Source organism: Cellulomonas oligotrophica (assembly GCF_013409875.1).
Taxonomy (GTDB): Bacteria; Actinomycetota; Actinomycetes; order Actinomycetales; family Cellulomonadaceae; genus Cellulomonas; species Cellulomonas oligotrophica.
This window is the reverse complement of record NZ_JACCBK010000001.1, coordinates 1,199,002-1,214,168: the sequence shown is the minus strand read 5'-3', so window position 1 is coordinate 1,214,168 and position 15,167 is coordinate 1,199,002. Positions and strand designations below refer to the sequence as shown.

Genomic DNA, 15,167 nt, shown 5'->3' with positions numbered 1-15,167 from the left:
CTTTGACGGCCCCTGCCGGGGCGGGTAGCGTAGGAGACCGTGCCCGCGCCGTCGGGCCCTTGTGCGTGCACTCGCCAGACCGCCTCGGCGGTGGGGGAGCGGCGCCGGGCAGGAGCCCCTTCTCCGTCCACCGACCTCGTGTCGCGGCGGGGAGGACCAGGGCGACACGCCCGGGCGCGGGGGTCGGAGCGGGACGTCAGACCTCCGGGGTAGTCGCGCGACGGGCGACGATCCGGGACGAGCCGGCCGTCCAGGGTGACGGGTGCCGGTCAGACCAGAGAACACCGACAGACGGAGACGTAGTGCCTACGATCCAGCAGCTGGTCCGCAAGGGCCGGCAGGCGAAGACGAACAAGTCGAAGACGCCTGCCCTCAAGGGCTCCCCGCAGCGCCGTGGCGTGTGCACCCGCGTGTACACCACCACCCCCAAGAAGCCGAACTCCGCGCTGCGCAAGGTCGCGCGCGTGCGCCTGTCCTCGGGCATCGAGGTCACGGCCTACATCCCGGGCGTCGGCCACAACCTCCAGGAGCACTCGATCGTGCTCGTCCGCGGCGGTCGTGTGAAGGACCTGCCCGGTGTCCGCTACAAGATCGTGCGCGGCGCTCTCGACACGCAGGGCGTGAAGAACCGCAAGCAGGCGCGCAGCCGCTACGGCGCGAAGAAGGGCTGAACCGATGCCTCGTAAGGGTCCCGCCCCTCGTCGTCCGCTCGTCGTCGACCCCGTCTACGGCTCGCCGGTCGTCACGCAGCTCATCAACAAGGTCCTCCTCGACGGCAAGAAGACCGTCGCGGAGTCGATCGTCTACGGCGCCCTCGAGGGCGTCCGCGAGAAGACGCAGTCCGACCCGGTCGTCGTGCTCAAGCGCGCGCTCGACAACGTGCGGCCCGCCATCGAGGTCAAGTCCCGCCGCGTCGGTGGTGCGACCTATCAGGTGCCGATCGAGGTGCGCCCCGTGCGCTCCACGACCCTGGCGCTGCGCTGGCTCACGGACTTCTCGCGCGCACGCCGCGAGAAGACCATGACCGAGCGCCTCATGAACGAGATCCTCGACGCCTCCAACGGGCTCGGGGCGGCGGTCAAGCGCCGTGAGGACATGCACAAGATGGCCGAGTCCAACCGGGCGTTCGCGCACTACCGCTGGTGATCGTCCGCCCCGGCGCCGTCCGTGCACCCCACGAGGGTGCGCACGCGGTGCCGGGGCCGTCACCGGTCGGTCACCGACCTCCAGCCAACCGACAAGGGGCTCACACGTGGCACTGGATGTGCTGACGGACCTCAAGAAGGTCCGCAACATCGGCATCATGGCGCACATCGATGCCGGCAAGACGACGACCACCGAGCGGATCCTGTTCTACACCGGGGTCAACTACAAGATCGGTGAGACGCACGACGGCGCGTCGACGATGGACTGGATGGAGCAGGAGCAGGAGCGCGGCATCACGATCACGTCCGCCGCGACGACCTGCTACTGGAAGAACAACCAGATCAACATCATCGACACCCCGGGCCACGTGGACTTCACGGTCGAGGTCGAGCGTTCGCTGCGCGTCCTCGACGGCGCGGTCGCGGTGTTCGACGGCAAGGAGGGCGTCGAGCCCCAGTCCGAGACGGTGTGGCGGCAGGCGGACAAGTACGACGTCCCCCGCATCTGCTTCGTCAACAAGATGGACAAGCTGGGCGCCGACTTCTACTTCACCGTCGACACCATCGTGAACCGTCTCAAGGCCAAGCCGCTGGTCATTCAGCTGCCGATCGGCTCCGAGAACGACTTCATCGGCGTCGTCGACCTGGTCGAGATGCGCGCGCTCGTGTGGCGCGGCGAGACCGCCCTCGGCGAGAAGTACGAGATCGAGGACATCCCGGCCGACCTGCAGGAGAAGGCGGAGCAGTACCGCTCCGAGCTCCTCGAGGCCGTCGCCGAGACCAGCGACGAGCTGCTCGAGAAGTTCCTCGGCGGCGAGGAGCTGACCGTCGCGGAGATCAAGGCCGGCATCCGCCAGCTCACGGTCTCCTCGACGGCGTACCCGGTCCTGTGCGGCTCGGCGTTCAAGAACAAGGGCGTCCAGCCCATGCTCGACGCCGTCATCGACTACCTGCCGACGCCCCTGGACGTCGCGGCGGTCGAGGGTCACGACGTCAAGGACGCCGAGCTCGTGGTCGAGCGCCACCCCGACGCGACGGAGCCGTTCTCGGCCCTGGCGTTCAAGGTCGCCTCGCACCCGTTCTTCGGCAAGCTCACCTACGTCCGCGTGTACTCGGGCCGTGTCGAGTCGGGCGCCGCGGTGCTCAACTCGACGAAGGGGAAGAAGGAGCGCATCGGGAAGCTCTTCCAGATGCACTCCAACAAGGAGAACCCCGTCCCCGAGGCGCAGGCCGGTCACATCTACGCCTTCATCGGTCTCAAGGACGTCACCACCGGTGACACCCTGTGCGACCCGTCGGCGCCCGTGATCCTGGAGTCGATGACCTTCCCGGAGCCCGTCATCGACGTGGCGATCGAGCCGAAGACGAAGGCCGACCAGGAGAAGCTGTCGACGGCCATCCAGAAGCTCGCCGAGGAGGACCCGACCTTCCGGGTCAAGCTCGACGAGGAGACCGGCCAGACCGTCATCGGCGGCATGGGCGAGCTCCACCTCGACATCCTCGTGGACCGCATGCGCCGCGAGTTCAAGGTCGAGGCCAACGTCGGCAAGCCGCAGGTGGCCTACCGCGAGACCATCCGTCGTGCGGTCGAGAAGATCGACTACACGCACAAGAAGCAGACCGGTGGATCGGGCCAGTACGCGAAGGTGCAGATGACCTTCCAGCCGCTGGACCCCGCCGAGGGCGAGCTGTACGAGTTCGAGAACAAGGTCACCGGTGGCCGGATCCCGCGCGAGTACATCCCCTCGGTGGACGCCGGCATCCAGAGCGCGATGCAGCTGGGCGTGCTCGCGGGCTACCCGCTCGTGGGCGTCAAGGCGATCCTGCTCGACGGCGCGGCGCACGACGTCGACTCCTCGGAGATGGCGTTCAAGATCGCCGGCTCGATGATCCTCAAGGAGGCGGTGCGCAAGGCGGACCCGGCCCTCCTCGAGCCGATCATGGCCGTCGAGGTGCGCACGCCCGAGGACTACATGGGCGACGTCATCGGCGACATCAACTCGCGCCGCGGCATGATCCAGTCCATGGAGGACGCGACGGGCGTGAAGGTCATCCGCGCCCAGGTGCCGCTCTCCGAGATGTTCGGGTACGTCGGCGACCTGCGGTCCAAGACCCAGGGTCGTGCGGTGTACTCGATGCAGTTCGACAGCTACGCCGAGGTGCCTCGGAACGTTGCCGACGAGATCATCAAGAAGACCCGGGGCGAGTAGTCCCACAGGTCGAACCCTGCAGTTCCAGCTACACATCCGACCCGTAGGACCGCACGCCGCGCAGGTACCGTCAGGTGGCTGCCGTCGGGCAATCTCTACCAAGTCCTGAGGAGGACACCCAGTGGGCAAGGCGAAGTTCGAGCGGACCAAGCCGCACGTCAACATCGGGACCATCGGTCACGTCGACCACGGCAAGACGACGCTGACGGCCGCGATCTCGAAGGTGCTGCACGACAAGTACCCCGACCTGAACCCCTTCACGCCGTTCGACGAGATCGACAAGGCGCCGGAGGAGAAGCAGCGCGGCATCACGATCAACATCGCGCACGTCGAGTACCAGACGGAGAAGCGCCACTACGCGCACGTCGACGCTCCTGGTCACGCCGACTACATCAAGAACATGATCACGGGTGCGGCGCAGATGGACGGCGCCATCCTCGTGGTCGCGGCGACCGACGGCCCGATGGCCCAGACGCGTGAGCACGTGCTGCTCGCCCGCCAGGTCGGCGTGCCCTACCTGCTCGTCGCGCTCAACAAGTCCGACATGGTCGACGACGAGGAGATCCTCGAGCTCGTCGAGATGGAGGTCCGCGAGCTGCTGTCGTCGCAGGGCTTCGACGGCGACAACGCGCCCGTCGTGCGCGTCTCCGGCCTGAAGGCCCTCGAGGGCGACCCCGAGTGGGTCAAGTCCGTCGAGGACCTGCTGGACGCGGTCGACGAGAACGTGCCGGACCCGGTGCGCGAGATCGACAAGCCGTTCCTCATGCCGATCGAGGACGTCTTCACCATCACGGGCCGTGGCACGGTCGTCACCGGTCGTGTCGAGCGCGGTCAGCTCAAGGTGAACGAGGAGGTGGAGATCGTCGGCATCAAGGAGAAGGCGATCAAGACCACCGTCACCGGTGTCGAGATGTTCCGCAAGCTGCTCGACTACGCCGAGGCCGGCGAGAACGTCGGTCTGCTCCTGCGCGGCACGAAGCGTGAGGAGGTCGAGCGCGGCCAGGTCGTCGTGAAGCCGGGCTCGATCACGCCGCACACCGAGTTCGAGGGCCAGGTCTACATCCTGGCCAAGGACGAGGGCGGGCGTCACAACCCGTTCTACGGCAACTACCGTCCCCAGTTCTACTTCCGGACGACGGACGTCACCGGTGTCATCACGCTGCCCGAGGGCACCGAGATGGTCATGCCCGGCGACAACACCGAGATCTCGGTGACGCTGATCCAGCCCATCGCCATGGAGGAGGGCCTCGGCTTCGCCATCCGCGAGGGTGGCCGCACCGTCGGCTCGGGCCGGGTCACCAAGATCATCAAGTGATCACCGCCCCTCGGGGCTGATCCACACGCAGGGCCCGGGAGCCTCGGCTCCCGGGCCCTGCGTCGTCACCCGTCGGCTGCGCGCGGCGTGACCGACGGCACGATTGGCTTATCGGTGCCACGTCTGGCAGACTGTCGGGGTTGCCCGCTGGAGGTGGCGCGTTCGCGCGCGCCGCGAGCGGGGTCGGCGAGATCTTGACGGCGCGTGCTCCGCGCCGGCGGCTCGCGGCCACGCGTCAGGTCGATCCGACCACCGACGGGCGAACAGACGTGGAGAGCGTCCGGACCCCGGGGTCACCCGGTGGCGGCGCTCGACGACACCACGACCCCTGTTCCGTCGAACGGTACGCAGCACCCAGGTGCGTCGCGCAACGCGACACGCCCGAGTGCGGGGGTCGGACAGACCGGTTTCGAGAGAGAGAAGTAGACGACGCCATGGCGGGACAGAAGATCCGCATCCGGCTCAAGTCCTACGACCACGAGGTCATCGACAGCTCGGCGCGCAAGATCGTCGACACGGTGACTCGCGCTGGTGCGTCGGTCGTGGGTCCGGTGCCGCTGCCGACGGAGAAGAACGTCTTCTGCGTCATCCGGTCGCCCCACAAGTACAAGGACAGCCGCGAGCACTTCGAGATGCGCACGCACAAGCGGCTCATCGACATCATCGACCCCACGCCGAAGGCCGTCGACTCGCTCATGCGTCTCGACCTGCCCGCGGACGTGAACATCGAGATCAAGCTCTGATCGCTGGGAAGGACTGATCCTCATGGCTACCCAGCAGAACGCGCGCCCCGTCACGGCGCTGCTCGGCACGAAGCTCGGCATGACCCAGCTCTGGGACGAGGCAGGTCGCCTCGTCCCGGTCACGGTCGTCGCCGTCGGGCCGAACGTCGTCACGCAGGTGCGCTCCGCTGACACGGACGGCTACGCCGCCGTCCAGCTCGCCGCGGGCCAGATCGACCCGCGCAAGGTCACCAAGCCGCTCACCGGTCACTTCGAGAAGGCGGGGGTCACCCCCCGTCGTCACGTGACCGAGGTCCGCACGTCGGACGCGGCCGAGTACACGCTCGGCCAGGAGATCACGGCCGCCGTCTTCGAGGCCGGCCAGCTGGTCGACGTCGTCGGCACCACCAAGGGCAAGGGCACGGCCGGTGTCATGAAGCGTCACGGCTTCTCCGGCGTCGGCGCCTCCCACGGTGCGCACCGCAACCACCGCAAGCCCGGCTCGATCGGTGGCGCATCGACGCCGTCGCGCGTGTTCAAGGGCCTGCGCATGGCCGGTCGGATGGGCCACGCCCGTCAGACCACCCAGAACCTGACCGTGCACGCGGTCGACGTCGAGAAGGGTCTGCTGCTCGTCAAGGGCGCGGTCCCGGGCCCCAAGGGTGGCGTCGTGCTCGTGCGTACCGCTGTGAAGGGTGCGTGACCTCCATGAGCGACACGCTGACCGTCGACGTGCTCGACGGGAAGGGCAAGAAGGCCGGCACCGCCGACCTGCCCGCCGACGTCTTCGACGTCCAGACGAACGTCCCGCTGATCCACCAGGTCGTCGTCGCGCAGCTCGCTGCGGCGCGCCAGGGCACCCACGACACCAAGTCGCGTGGTGAGGTCCGCGGTGGCGGCCGCAAGCCGTACAAGCAGAAGGGCACCGGCCGCGCCCGTCAGGGCTCGACCCGTGCGCCGCAGTTCGCCGGTGGTGGCGTCGTCCACGGCCCCACCCCGCGCGACTACTCGCAGCGGACCCCGAAGAAGATGAAGGCCGCGGCGCTCCGCGGTGCTCTCTCGGACCGCGCGCGCGCCGGCCGTGTGCACGTCGTGACCGGCTTCAACCCGGGTGAGGTCCCGTCGACGAAGGCCGCTCTCGCGGTGCTCGACAACCTGTCCGGACGCAAGAACGTCCTCGTGGTCGTCGAGCGTCAGGACGAGATCACCTGGAAGTCGCTGCGCAACGTCGAGCGGGTCCACCTGCTCGTCGCGGACCAGCTCAACACCTACGACGTCCTCATCTCGGACGACGTGGTCTTCACGCAGGGTGCGCTCGACGCGTTCCTCGCGGGCCCGGTCAAGGGTGCGAAGGCTGTCGCGACCGAGTCCGAGGCCAACGAGGAGACGAAGTGACCGCCGTCGGCAAGGACCCGCGCGACATCCTGATCGCGCCGGTCGTCTCGGAGAAGAGCTACGGCCTGCTCGACGAGGGGAAGTACACCTTCCTCGTCGACCCGCGGGCGAACAAGACCGAGATCAAGATCGCCGTCGAGCAGGTCTTCGGCGTCAAGGTCGAGTCGGTCAACACCGCGAACCGTCAGGGCAAGGCCCGCCGGACCCGCTTCGGCATCGGCCGCCGCAAGAACACGAAGCGTGCGATCGTCACCCTCCGCGAGGGTTCGATCGACATCTTCGGCGGACCGGTCGGCTGACCGAGAGCCAGTGAGGACGAATCTCCATGGGAATCCGTAAGTACAAGCCGACGACGCCGGGCCGCCGTGGCTCGTCGGTCGCCGACTTCGTCGAGATCACGCGCTCGACTCCCGAGAAGTCGCTGGTCCGCCCGCTGCACAAGACGGGTGGCCGCAACTCGACCGGTCGCGTCACGACCCGCCACCAGGGTGGGGGGCACAAGCGCGCCTACCGCGTCATCGACTTCCGTCGCCACGACAAGGACGGTGTGCCGGCCAAGGTCGCGCACATCGAGTACGACCCCAACCGCACCGCGCGCATCGCGCTGCTGCACTACGCGGACGGCGAGAAGCGCTACATCATCGCGCCGAACAAGCTGGGGCAGGGCGACGTCGTCGAGGCAGGTCCGGGCTCGGACATCAAGCCGGGCAACAACCTGCCGCTGCGCAACATCCCGACCGGTACGGTCATCCACGCCATCGAGCTGCGGCCCGGCGGCGGTGCGAAGATCGCCCGCTCGGCTGGTGCGTCCGTGCAGCTCGTCGCCAAGGACGGGCCGTACGCGCAGCTGCGCATGCCGTCCGGCGAGATCCGCAACGTCGACCTGCGCTGCCGCGCCACGGTCGGCGAGGTGGGCAACGCCGAGCAGTCGAACATCAACTGGGGCAAGGCCGGCCGCATGCGCTGGAAGGGCAAGCGCCCGACCGTCCGCGGTGTCGCGATGAACCCGATCGACCACCCGCACGGTGGTGGTGAGGGCAAGACGTCCGGTGGTCGTCACCCGGTGAGCCCGTGGGGTCAGCCCGAGGGTCGCACCCGTCGTCCGAACAAGCCGAGCGACAAGCTCATCGTGCGCCGTCGGCGCACCGGCAAGAAGCGCTGATAGGAGCCCGAGAGAATGCCTCGCAGCCTCAAGAAGGGCCCGTTCGTCGACGACCACCTCCAGAAGAAGGTCGACGCTCAGAACGAGGCCGGCACGAAGAACGTCATCAAGACGTGGTCTCGTCGCTCGATGATCACGCCCGACTTCCTCGGTCACACCTTCGCGGTGCACGACGGCCGCAAGCACACCCCGGTGTTCGTCACGGAGTCGATGGTCGGGCACAAGCTCGGCGAGTTCGCCCCGACGCGGACGTTCCGCGGCCACGAGAAGGACGACCGGAAGGGCCGTCGCCGCTGACCCCCGGGTCAGCCAGGTGACGCCCTGACCGGCAGAGAACAGAGAGCAGGACAGCGATGGAAGCCAAGGCGAAGGCGCGGTTCGTCCGTGTCACGCCCCAGAAGGCCCGCCGCGTCGTGGACCTCATCCGTGGCAAGCAGGCGGCCGAGGCCGTGGCGGTGCTGAAGTTCGCGCCGCAGGCCGCGGCAGAGCCCGTCCTCAAGACGGTGCAGTCCGCGGTCGCGAATGCGGTCGAGGGGGCCAAGCGCAACAGCGAGCGGCTCGACGAGGCAGACCTCTTCATCACCGAGGTCTTCGTCGACGAGGGCCCGACGCTCAAGCGGTTCCGCCCGCGCGCGCAGGGTCGCGCCGGTCGGATCCTCAAGCGCACGAGCCACATCACGGTCGTCGTCGCAGCGCGCGAGACGGCCTCCACCAAGGGAGGGACCCGCTAGTGGGACAGAAGGTCAACCCGCTCGGGTACCGCCTGGGCATCACGACGGACCACCGCTCGCGCTGGTTCGCGGACTCGACCAAGCCGGGTCAGCGCTACCGCGACTACGTCCGTGAGGACGTGCAGATCCGCAAGCTCATGGGCACCGGCCTGGAGCGTGCGGGGATCGCCAAGGTCGAGATCGAGCGCACCCGCGACCGCGTCCGCGTCGACATCCACACCGCCCGCCCGGGCATCGTCATCGGGCGTCGTGGTGCGGAGGCCGACCGCATCCGCGGCGAGCTCGAGAAGCTCACGGGCAAGCAGGTCCAGCTGAACATCCTCGAGGTCAAGAACGCCGAGATCGAGGCTCAGCTGGTCGCCCAGGGCATCGCCGAGCAGCTCGCGAGCCGCGTGTCGTTCCGTCGTGCCATGCGCAAGGGCATCCAGTCGGCCCAGCGCGCGGGTGCCAAGGGCATCCGCGTGCAGGTCTCCGGCCGCCTCGGCGGCGCGGAGATGAGCCGCACGGAGTTCTACCGCGAGGGTCGTGTCCCGCTGCACACGCTGCGCGCGAACATCGACTACGGGTTCTTCGAGGCTCGCACGACCTTCGGACGCATCGGCGTCAAGGTGTGGGTCTACAAGGGCGACGTCACGGAGAAGGAGTGGGCGCGCGAGCAGGCCTCGCAGGCTCCGCGTCCCTCGCGCGGCGGCCCCCGTGGCGACCGTGGCGGCGACCGTCCCGACCGTGGTGGTCGTGGTGGCGCGCGTCGTCCCGAGCGTCAGGACGCACCGGCCCCGGCCGCCGAGCAGCCCGCCGCGGCTGCCGAGGCGCCGGCGCCGACCGAGACCGGAACGGAGGCCTGAGCCGTGCTGATCCCCCGCCGGCTGAAGCACCGCAAGCAGCACCACCCCAAGCGCTCCGGCGCCGCCACGGGTGGCACCACGATCTCCTTCGGTGAGTACGGCATCCAGGCTCTCGAGCCCGCCTACGTCACCAACCGGCAGATCGAGGCTGCTCGTATCGCCATGACCCGCCACATCAAGCGTGGAGGGAAGGTCTGGATCAACATCTACCCGGACCGCCCCCTCACGAAGAAGCCCGCCGAGACCCGCATGGGTTCCGGCAAGGGCTCGCCCGAGTGGTGGATCGCCAACGTCAAGCCGGGCCGAGTTCTCTTCGAGCTCGCCGGTGTCCCGGAGCCGCTCGCACGCGAGGCCATGCGTCGCGCGCAGCACAAGCTCCCGATGAAGACACGTTTCATCGTGCGCGAGGGTGGTAACTGATGGCTATCGGAACCAAGGATCTGGCTCCCAGCGAGCTGGACACCTTCGACGACGAGAAGCTGGTCGCCGAGCTGAAGAAGGCCAAGGAGGAGCTGTTCAACCTCCGCTTCCAGTCCGCGACCGGCCAGCTCGAGAGCCACGGGCGCCTCAAGGCCGTCCGCCGCGACATCGCGCGCATCTACACGATCCTGCGCGAGCGTGAGCTCGGCATCCGTACCGCCCCGAGCGCGGAGTGAGGTCCTGATGAGCAAGCACGAGCACACGACGGCGACGTCCGACCACCGCGCGTACCGCAAGACGCGCCGCGGCTACGTCGTCAGCGACAAGATGGACAAGACGGTCGTCGTCGAGGTCGAGGACCGCGTCAAGCACCCGCTCTACGGCAAGGTCATCCGCCGGACGAGCAAGGTCAAGGCGCACGACGAGGCCAACGCGGCCGGCATCGGCGACCTCGTCTCGATCATGGAGACGCGGCCGCTGTCCGCCACCAAGCGCTGGCGGATCGTCGAGATCCTCGAGAAGGCCAAGTAACCACCTCGGCCTGCACGCAGCCCCGGCTGCACGCAGCACCAACAGTTGCCCACGGGCGTGGGTGGCCGGCTCGCTCCACGAGCAGGCCGGTCACCCGCGCGACGTGTGCACCACGGCAACCATCCGTTCGGCCAGGCTCGGGCGCCGCCCCGGTGGCACCGAGAACCCGCCAGACGACAGGAGTAGGTAGATGATCCAGCAGGAGTCGCGACTGCGTGTCGCCGACAACACGGGTGCGAAGGAGATCCTCTGCATCCGTGTGCTCGGCGGCTCCGGCCGCCGCTACGCCGGTATCGGTGACGTCATCGTCGCCACCGTCAAGGACGCCATCCCCGGCGGCAACGTCAAGAAGGGCGACGTCGTCAAGGCGGTCGTCGTGCGCACCCGCAAGGAGCGCCGGCGTCCCGACGGCTCGTACATCAAGTTCGACGAGAATGCCGCGGTGATCCTCAAGAACGACGGCGAGCCGCGCGGCACCCGCATCTTCGGCCCCGTGGGCCGCGAGCTGCGCGACAAGAAGTTCATGAAGATCATCTCGCTGGCTCCGGAGGTGCTCTGACCATGGCGAAGATCAAGAAGGGCGACCTGGTCGTCGTCATCTCGGGCCGCGACAAGGGGCAGCAGGGCCGTGTGCTCGAGGTGCTCGCCGAGTCGCAGCGTGTCGTGGTCGAGGGCGTCCAGCGTGTGCAGAAGCACACGAAGGCCGGCCAGACGTCGCGCGGCACCCGCACGGGTGGCATCGAGACGGTCGAGGCCCCCATCCACATCAGCAACGTGATGCTCGTGGACCCGGAGACCAAGAAGGGCACCCGGGTCGGCTACCGCACCGAGCAGGTCGAGCGCGACGGGCGCACGCGCACCGTGCGCGTCCGTGTCGCGAAGCGCTCCGGTAAGGACATCTGATGACCGAGACCACCATCGAGGCCCCGGCCCAGCCGCGCCTCAAGACGCGCTACAACGACGAGATCCGGACCGCGCTGTTCGAGCAGTTCGGTCACGAGAACATCAACCAGGTCGCGCGCCTGGTCAAGGTCGTCGTGAACATGGGTGTCGGCGAGGCCGCTCGCGACTCCAAGCTGATCGAGGGCGCGATCCGCGACCTCACGCAGATCACGGGCCAGAAGCCCCAGGTCACCAAGGCCCGCAAGTCCATCGCGCAGTTCAAGCTCCGCGAGGGCATGCCGATCGGTGCCCACGTCACGCTGCGTGGCGACCGCTCCTGGGAGTTCCTGGACCGTCTGCTGTCGGTCGCGCTGCCGCGCATCCGTGACTTCCGCGGCCTGTCGCCGCAGCAGTTCGACGGCCACGGGAACTACACCTTCGGCCTCGTGGAGCAGTCCGTGTTCCACGAGATCGACCAGGACAAGATCGACCGTGTCCGCGGCATGGACATCACCGTCGTCACGACCGCCACCACGGACGACGAGGGGCGGGCCTTCCTCAAGCTCCTCGGCTTCCCGTTCAAGGAGAACTGACATGGCGAAGACCGCCCTCATCAACAAGGCGGCCGCGAAGCCCAAGTTCGCGGTCCGTGGCTACACGCGCTGCCAGCGGTGCGGTCGTCCGCACTCGGTGTACCGCAAGTTCGGCCTGTGCCGGATCTGCGTGCGGGAGATGGCCCACCGCGGCGAGCTCCCCGGCGTGACCAAGAGCAGCTGGTAAGAACCACCGGACGTCGGTAGGTCCGTGCCCCCGCGAGGGGGCACGGATACCCCGGCGAGAAAGGGCTGACGCCCGATGACCATGACCGACCCGATCGCAGACCTGCTGACGCGTCTGCGGAACGCGAATTCGGCGCACCACGACACGGTGACGATCCCGTTCTCGAAGCTCAAGAGCCACATCGCCGAGATCCTCCAGGCGGAGGGCTACATCTCGGGCTGGACCGTCGAGGACGCGACCGTGGGGAAGAACCTCACGATCACCCTCAAGTACGGCCCCAACCGCGAGCGTGCGCTCGCCGGCGTCAAGCGCGTGTCCAAGCCGGGCCTGCGCGTGTACGCCAAGTCGACCAACCTGCCGAAGGTGCTCGGCGGCCTGGGCGTGGCGATCCTGTCCACGTCGTCCGGGCTGCTGACCGACAAGCAGGCCGCCAAGAAGGGCGTGGGCGGAGAAGTCCTCGCCTACGTCTGGTAATCCGAGACGGAGAGGAGACACAGCCATGTCCCGTATCGGCAGGATCCCCGTCCCGGTGCCGACCGGAGTCGACGTCACCATCGACGGCGCACTCGTCACGGTGAAGGGCCCCAAGGGCGCTCTCACCCACACGATCGCCGCCCCCATCCAGGTCGAGCGTGACGACGCCGGCGCCCTCGTGGTGCAGCGTCCCGACGACGAGCGCGCGTCGCGCTCGCTGCACGGCCTGACCCGCACGCTCCTGGCCAACATGGTCGTCGGCGTGACCGACGGCTACACGAAGAAGCTCGAGATCGTCGGCACGGGTTACCGCGTCACGGCGAAGGGCTCGAACCTCGAGTTCGCGCTCGGCTTCAGCCACCCCGTCGTCGTCGAGGCGCCGGAGGGCATCACCTTCGCCGTCGAGACGCCGACGAAGTTCTCGGTGCAGGGCATCGACAAGCAGCAGGTGGGCGAGGTCGCCGCGAACATCCGTAAGATCCGCAAGCCCGAGCCCTACAAGGGCAAGGGTGTGCGGTACGCGGGCGAGAACGTGCGCCGCAAGGTCGGAAAGGCTGGGAAGTAGCCATGGCGATCAGCATCAAGGGCAAGGGCAAGACGATCGCCCGGCGCCGCCGTCACGTCCGTCTGCGCAAGAAGGTCGTCGGCACTGCCGTGCGTCCCCGTCTCGTCGTGACCCGCTCCGCGCGGCACATCACGGCGCAGGTCGTGGACGACGCGATCGGCCAGACCGTCGCCTCCGCGTCGACCCTCGAGGCGGACCTGCGTGCCGCCGAGGGCGACAAGACCGCGAAGGCGCGCAAGGTCGGCGAGCTCGTGGCCGAGCGTGCGAAGGCGGCCGGCGTCGAGTCGGTCGTGTTCGACCGTGGCGGCAACAAGTACCACGGCCGCGTGGCCGCGGTCGCCGACGGCGCCCGCGAGGGTGGCCTGGCCCTGTGACGACGAACTCCGCATCGAAGAAGAGGACTTTCTGATGGCTGCTCCTCAGCGCAGCAACACCGGTGCCGGCGGCACCGGCGGCGACCGCCGCGAGGGCGGGCGTCGTGACGGCGGGCGGCGCGGCGACGCCGCCGAGAAGAGCGCTTTCGTCGAGCGCGTCGTGACGATCAACCGTGTCGCGAAGGTCGTCAAGGGCGGCCGTCGCTTCAGCTTCACCGCGCTCGTCGTGGTGGGTGACGGCGACGGCACGGTCGGCGTCGGCTACGGGAAGGCCAAGGAGGTGCCCGCGGCGATCGCCAAGGGCGTCGAGGAGGCGAAGAAGAACTTCTTCCGCGTCCCCCGCATCCAGGGCACCATCCCGCACCCCGTGCAGGGCGAGAAGGCGGCCGGCGTGGTGTTCCTGCGCCCGGCCTCCCCGGGTACCGGTGTGATCGCCGGTGGTCCGGTGCGCGCCGTGCTCGAGTGCGCCGGCATCCACGACGTGCTCAGCAAGTCGCTCGGGTCGTCGAACTCGATCAACATCGTGCACGCCACGGTCGAGGCCCTGCGCTCCCTCGAGGAGCCCGAGGCCGTGGCCGCCCGTCGTGGGCTGCCGCTCGACCACGTCGCACCCGCCTCGCTCCTGCGCGCGCAGGCCGAGGGCCGGGCGGCGGCAGCCGCGAAGGTGGGTGCGTGATGGCCCGCCTCAAGGTGACCCAGACCCGGTCCGCCATCGGCGGCAAGCAGAACCAGCGCGACACGCTGCGCACCCTGGGCCTCAAGCGGATCGGCGACGTCGTCGTCAAGGAGGACCGTCCTGAGATCCGCGGCATGGTCAAGACGGTGACGCACCTCGTCGCGGTCGAGGAGGTCGAGTGACCATGGCCGACGACAAGAAGGCCGACGAGACGGTCGCCAGCACGGAGGAGGCCCCCAAGGCCGCCGCCAAGAAGGCGCCCGCGAAGAAGGCTCCGGCGAAGGAGGCCTCCACGGAGGCCGCCGCGACGGAGAAGCCCAAGGCCGCGCGCAAGCCGGCCGCGGCGAAGGCAGCGGACAAGCCCTCGGGCAAGACGACGGAGAGCGCGGGCGGCACGCTGCGCGTGCACCACCTCCGTCCCGCGCCCGGCGCCAAGACCGCCAAGACCCGCGTGGGTCGTGGTGAGGCGTCGAAGGGCAAGACCGCCGGTCGTGGCACCAAGGGCACCAAGGCCCGCTACCAGGTGCCGGACCGGTTCGAGGGTGGGCAGATGCCGCTGCACATGCGTCTGCCGAAGCTCCGCGGCTTCAAGAACCCGTTCCGCGTCGAGTACCAGGTCGTGAACCTGGACAAGCTCTCGGCGCTGTACCCGCAGGGCGGCGACGTCACCGTCGCCGACCTGGTGGCCAAGGGCGCGGTCCGTAAGGGCCAGCCGGTCAAGGTGCTCGGCACCGGCGACATCACGGTCAAGGTCTCCGTGGCGGTCGACGCGTACTCCGCGTCCGCCAAGGAGAAGATCGTGGCCGCCGGCGGCAGCGTCCAGGACTGACGTCTCGACGGGGCCGGTGGGCGTATGCCCGCCGGCCCCGTTTCGTCTGTCCGACACCATCCGTTAGGGTTCCCCGGGGTCCGCCGGCACACCAGGACCACGTGGCCGGGA

General features: G+C 68.8%; 25 protein-coding genes. All 25 read left to right on the top strand.

Features of this window, described 5'->3' with window-relative positions; genetic code table 11:
• Positions 1 to 302 precede the first annotated feature (302 nt).
• The 25 genes from rpsL to rplO all read left to right on the top strand — a co-directional run bounded on the left by rpsL (position 303) and on the right by rplO (position 15,056).
• On the top strand, positions 303 to 671 hold the full coding sequence (gene rpsL / locus BKA21_RS05355; protein WP_013117883.1) for a 30S ribosomal protein S12: 369 nt from the start codon (positions 303 to 305) through the stop codon (positions 669 to 671).
• 4 nt (positions 672 to 675) lie between these two features.
• A complete protein-coding gene (rpsG, locus tag BKA21_RS05350) occupies positions 676 to 1,146 on the top strand; it encodes a 30S ribosomal protein S7 (protein WP_140457312.1) in 471 nt (156 codons plus the stop codon).
• A gap of 106 nt (positions 1,147 to 1,252) precedes the next feature.
• Positions 1,253 to 3,355 carry an elongation factor G gene (gene fusA, locus BKA21_RS05345; RefSeq protein WP_140457311.1) on the top strand — a complete coding sequence of 701 codons (2,103 nt, stop codon included), beginning with the start codon at positions 1,253 to 1,255 and terminating at the stop codon, positions 3,353 to 3,355.
• Positions 3,356 to 3,476: 121 nt separating this feature from the next.
• Positions 3,477 to 4,670, top strand: coding sequence for an elongation factor Tu (gene tuf, locus BKA21_RS05340; RefSeq protein ID WP_140457310.1), 1,194 nt, complete (start codon positions 3,477 to 3,479; stop codon positions 4,668 to 4,670).
• 434 nt (positions 4,671 to 5,104) lie between these two features.
• Complete coding sequence (rpsJ, locus tag BKA21_RS05335; RefSeq protein WP_013117879.1) at positions 5,105 to 5,413, top strand: 30S ribosomal protein S10; 309 nt, start codon at positions 5,105 to 5,107, stop codon at positions 5,411 to 5,413.
• Positions 5,414 to 5,435: 22 nt separating this feature from the next.
• Complete coding sequence (gene rplC / locus BKA21_RS05330) at positions 5,436 to 6,095, top strand: 50S ribosomal protein L3 (protein ID WP_140457309.1); 660 nt, start codon at positions 5,436 to 5,438, stop codon at positions 6,093 to 6,095.
• Between the two features lie 5 nt (positions 6,096 to 6,100).
• On the top strand, positions 6,101 to 6,787 hold the full coding sequence (rplD, locus tag BKA21_RS05325; protein ID WP_140457308.1) for a 50S ribosomal protein L4: 687 nt from the start codon (positions 6,101 to 6,103) through the stop codon (positions 6,785 to 6,787).
• The gene (gene rplW / locus BKA21_RS05320; RefSeq protein ID WP_046528991.1) at positions 6,784 to 7,086 is read left to right on the top strand and encodes a 50S ribosomal protein L23; all 303 of its coding nucleotides are present in this window, start codon (positions 6,784 to 6,786) and stop codon (positions 7,084 to 7,086) included. The genes rplD and rplW overlap by 4 nt, the downstream gene beginning before the upstream one ends.
• Before the next feature lie 26 nt (positions 7,087 to 7,112).
• Positions 7,113 to 7,949, top strand: a complete 837-nt coding sequence (rplB, locus tag BKA21_RS05315) for a 50S ribosomal protein L2 (RefSeq protein WP_140457307.1) — start codon at positions 7,113 to 7,115, stop codon at positions 7,947 to 7,949.
• A gap of 15 nt (positions 7,950 to 7,964) precedes the next feature.
• A complete protein-coding gene (gene rpsS, locus BKA21_RS05310) occupies positions 7,965 to 8,246 on the top strand; it encodes a 30S ribosomal protein S19 (protein ID WP_136519176.1) in 282 nt (93 codons plus the stop codon).
• A gap of 56 nt (positions 8,247 to 8,302) precedes the next feature.
• Entirely contained in the window at positions 8,303 to 8,680 is a 378-nt protein-coding gene (rplV, locus tag BKA21_RS05305) for a 50S ribosomal protein L22 (RefSeq protein WP_140457306.1), read from the top strand.
• Positions 8,680 to 9,525, top strand: coding sequence for a 30S ribosomal protein S3 (gene rpsC / locus BKA21_RS05300; protein WP_140457305.1), 846 nt, complete (start codon positions 8,680 to 8,682; stop codon positions 9,523 to 9,525). The genes rplV and rpsC overlap by 1 nt, the downstream gene beginning before the upstream one ends.
• A 3-nt stretch (positions 9,526 to 9,528) precedes the next feature.
• The gene (gene rplP, locus BKA21_RS05295; RefSeq protein ID WP_140457304.1) at positions 9,529 to 9,945 is read left to right on the top strand and encodes a 50S ribosomal protein L16; all 417 of its coding nucleotides are present in this window, start codon (positions 9,529 to 9,531) and stop codon (positions 9,943 to 9,945) included.
• Positions 9,945 to 10,181, top strand: a complete 237-nt coding sequence (rpmC, locus tag BKA21_RS05290) for a 50S ribosomal protein L29 (RefSeq protein ID WP_140457303.1) — start codon at positions 9,945 to 9,947, stop codon at positions 10,179 to 10,181. The genes rplP and rpmC overlap by 1 nt, the downstream gene beginning before the upstream one ends.
• 7 nt (positions 10,182 to 10,188) lie before the next feature.
• Positions 10,189 to 10,476, top strand: coding sequence for a 30S ribosomal protein S17 (gene rpsQ / locus BKA21_RS05285; RefSeq protein ID WP_140457302.1), 288 nt, complete (start codon positions 10,189 to 10,191; stop codon positions 10,474 to 10,476).
• A gap of 190 nt (positions 10,477 to 10,666) precedes the next feature.
• Complete coding sequence (gene rplN / locus BKA21_RS05280; RefSeq protein WP_013770175.1) at positions 10,667 to 11,035, top strand: 50S ribosomal protein L14; 369 nt, start codon at positions 10,667 to 10,669, stop codon at positions 11,033 to 11,035.
• A gap of 2 nt (positions 11,036 to 11,037) precedes the next feature.
• The gene (rplX, locus tag BKA21_RS05275; RefSeq protein WP_140457301.1) at positions 11,038 to 11,379 is read left to right on the top strand and encodes a 50S ribosomal protein L24; all 342 of its coding nucleotides are present in this window, start codon (positions 11,038 to 11,040) and stop codon (positions 11,377 to 11,379) included.
• The gene (rplE, locus tag BKA21_RS05270) at positions 11,379 to 11,951 is read left to right on the top strand and encodes a 50S ribosomal protein L5 (protein ID WP_140457300.1); all 573 of its coding nucleotides are present in this window, start codon (positions 11,379 to 11,381) and stop codon (positions 11,949 to 11,951) included. Before rplX ends, rplE begins: the two co-directional genes overlap by 1 nt.
• 1 nt (position 11,952) lies before the next feature.
• On the top strand, positions 11,953 to 12,138 hold the full coding sequence (locus BKA21_RS05265) for a type Z 30S ribosomal protein S14 (RefSeq protein ID WP_013882869.1): 186 nt from the start codon (positions 11,953 to 11,955) through the stop codon (positions 12,136 to 12,138).
• A 75-nt stretch (positions 12,139 to 12,213) separates the two neighbouring features.
• Positions 12,214 to 12,612, top strand: a complete 399-nt coding sequence (gene rpsH / locus BKA21_RS05260) for a 30S ribosomal protein S8 (RefSeq protein WP_140457299.1) — start codon at positions 12,214 to 12,216, stop codon at positions 12,610 to 12,612.
• 25 nt (positions 12,613 to 12,637) lie between these two features.
• A complete protein-coding gene (gene rplF / locus BKA21_RS05255) occupies positions 12,638 to 13,177 on the top strand; it encodes a 50S ribosomal protein L6 (RefSeq protein WP_140457298.1) in 540 nt (179 codons plus the stop codon).
• A gap of 2 nt (positions 13,178 to 13,179) precedes the next feature.
• Positions 13,180 to 13,551 carry a 50S ribosomal protein L18 gene (rplR, locus tag BKA21_RS05250; RefSeq protein WP_140457297.1) on the top strand — a complete coding sequence of 124 codons (372 nt, stop codon included), beginning with the start codon at positions 13,180 to 13,182 and terminating at the stop codon, positions 13,549 to 13,551.
• A 34-nt stretch (positions 13,552 to 13,585) separates the two neighbouring features.
• Entirely contained in the window at positions 13,586 to 14,227 is a 642-nt protein-coding gene (gene rpsE, locus BKA21_RS05245) for a 30S ribosomal protein S5 (protein WP_140457296.1), read from the top strand.
• Positions 14,227 to 14,409, top strand: a complete 183-nt coding sequence (gene rpmD, locus BKA21_RS05240; protein WP_013117860.1) for a 50S ribosomal protein L30 — start codon at positions 14,227 to 14,229, stop codon at positions 14,407 to 14,409. The genes rpsE and rpmD overlap by 1 nt, the downstream gene beginning before the upstream one ends.
• Positions 14,410 to 14,411: 2 nt before the next feature.
• Positions 14,412 to 15,056 carry a 50S ribosomal protein L15 gene (rplO, locus tag BKA21_RS05235; protein ID WP_140458312.1) on the top strand — a complete coding sequence of 215 codons (645 nt, stop codon included), beginning with the start codon at positions 14,412 to 14,414 and terminating at the stop codon, positions 15,054 to 15,056.
• Positions 15,057 to 15,167 lie beyond the last annotated feature (111 nt).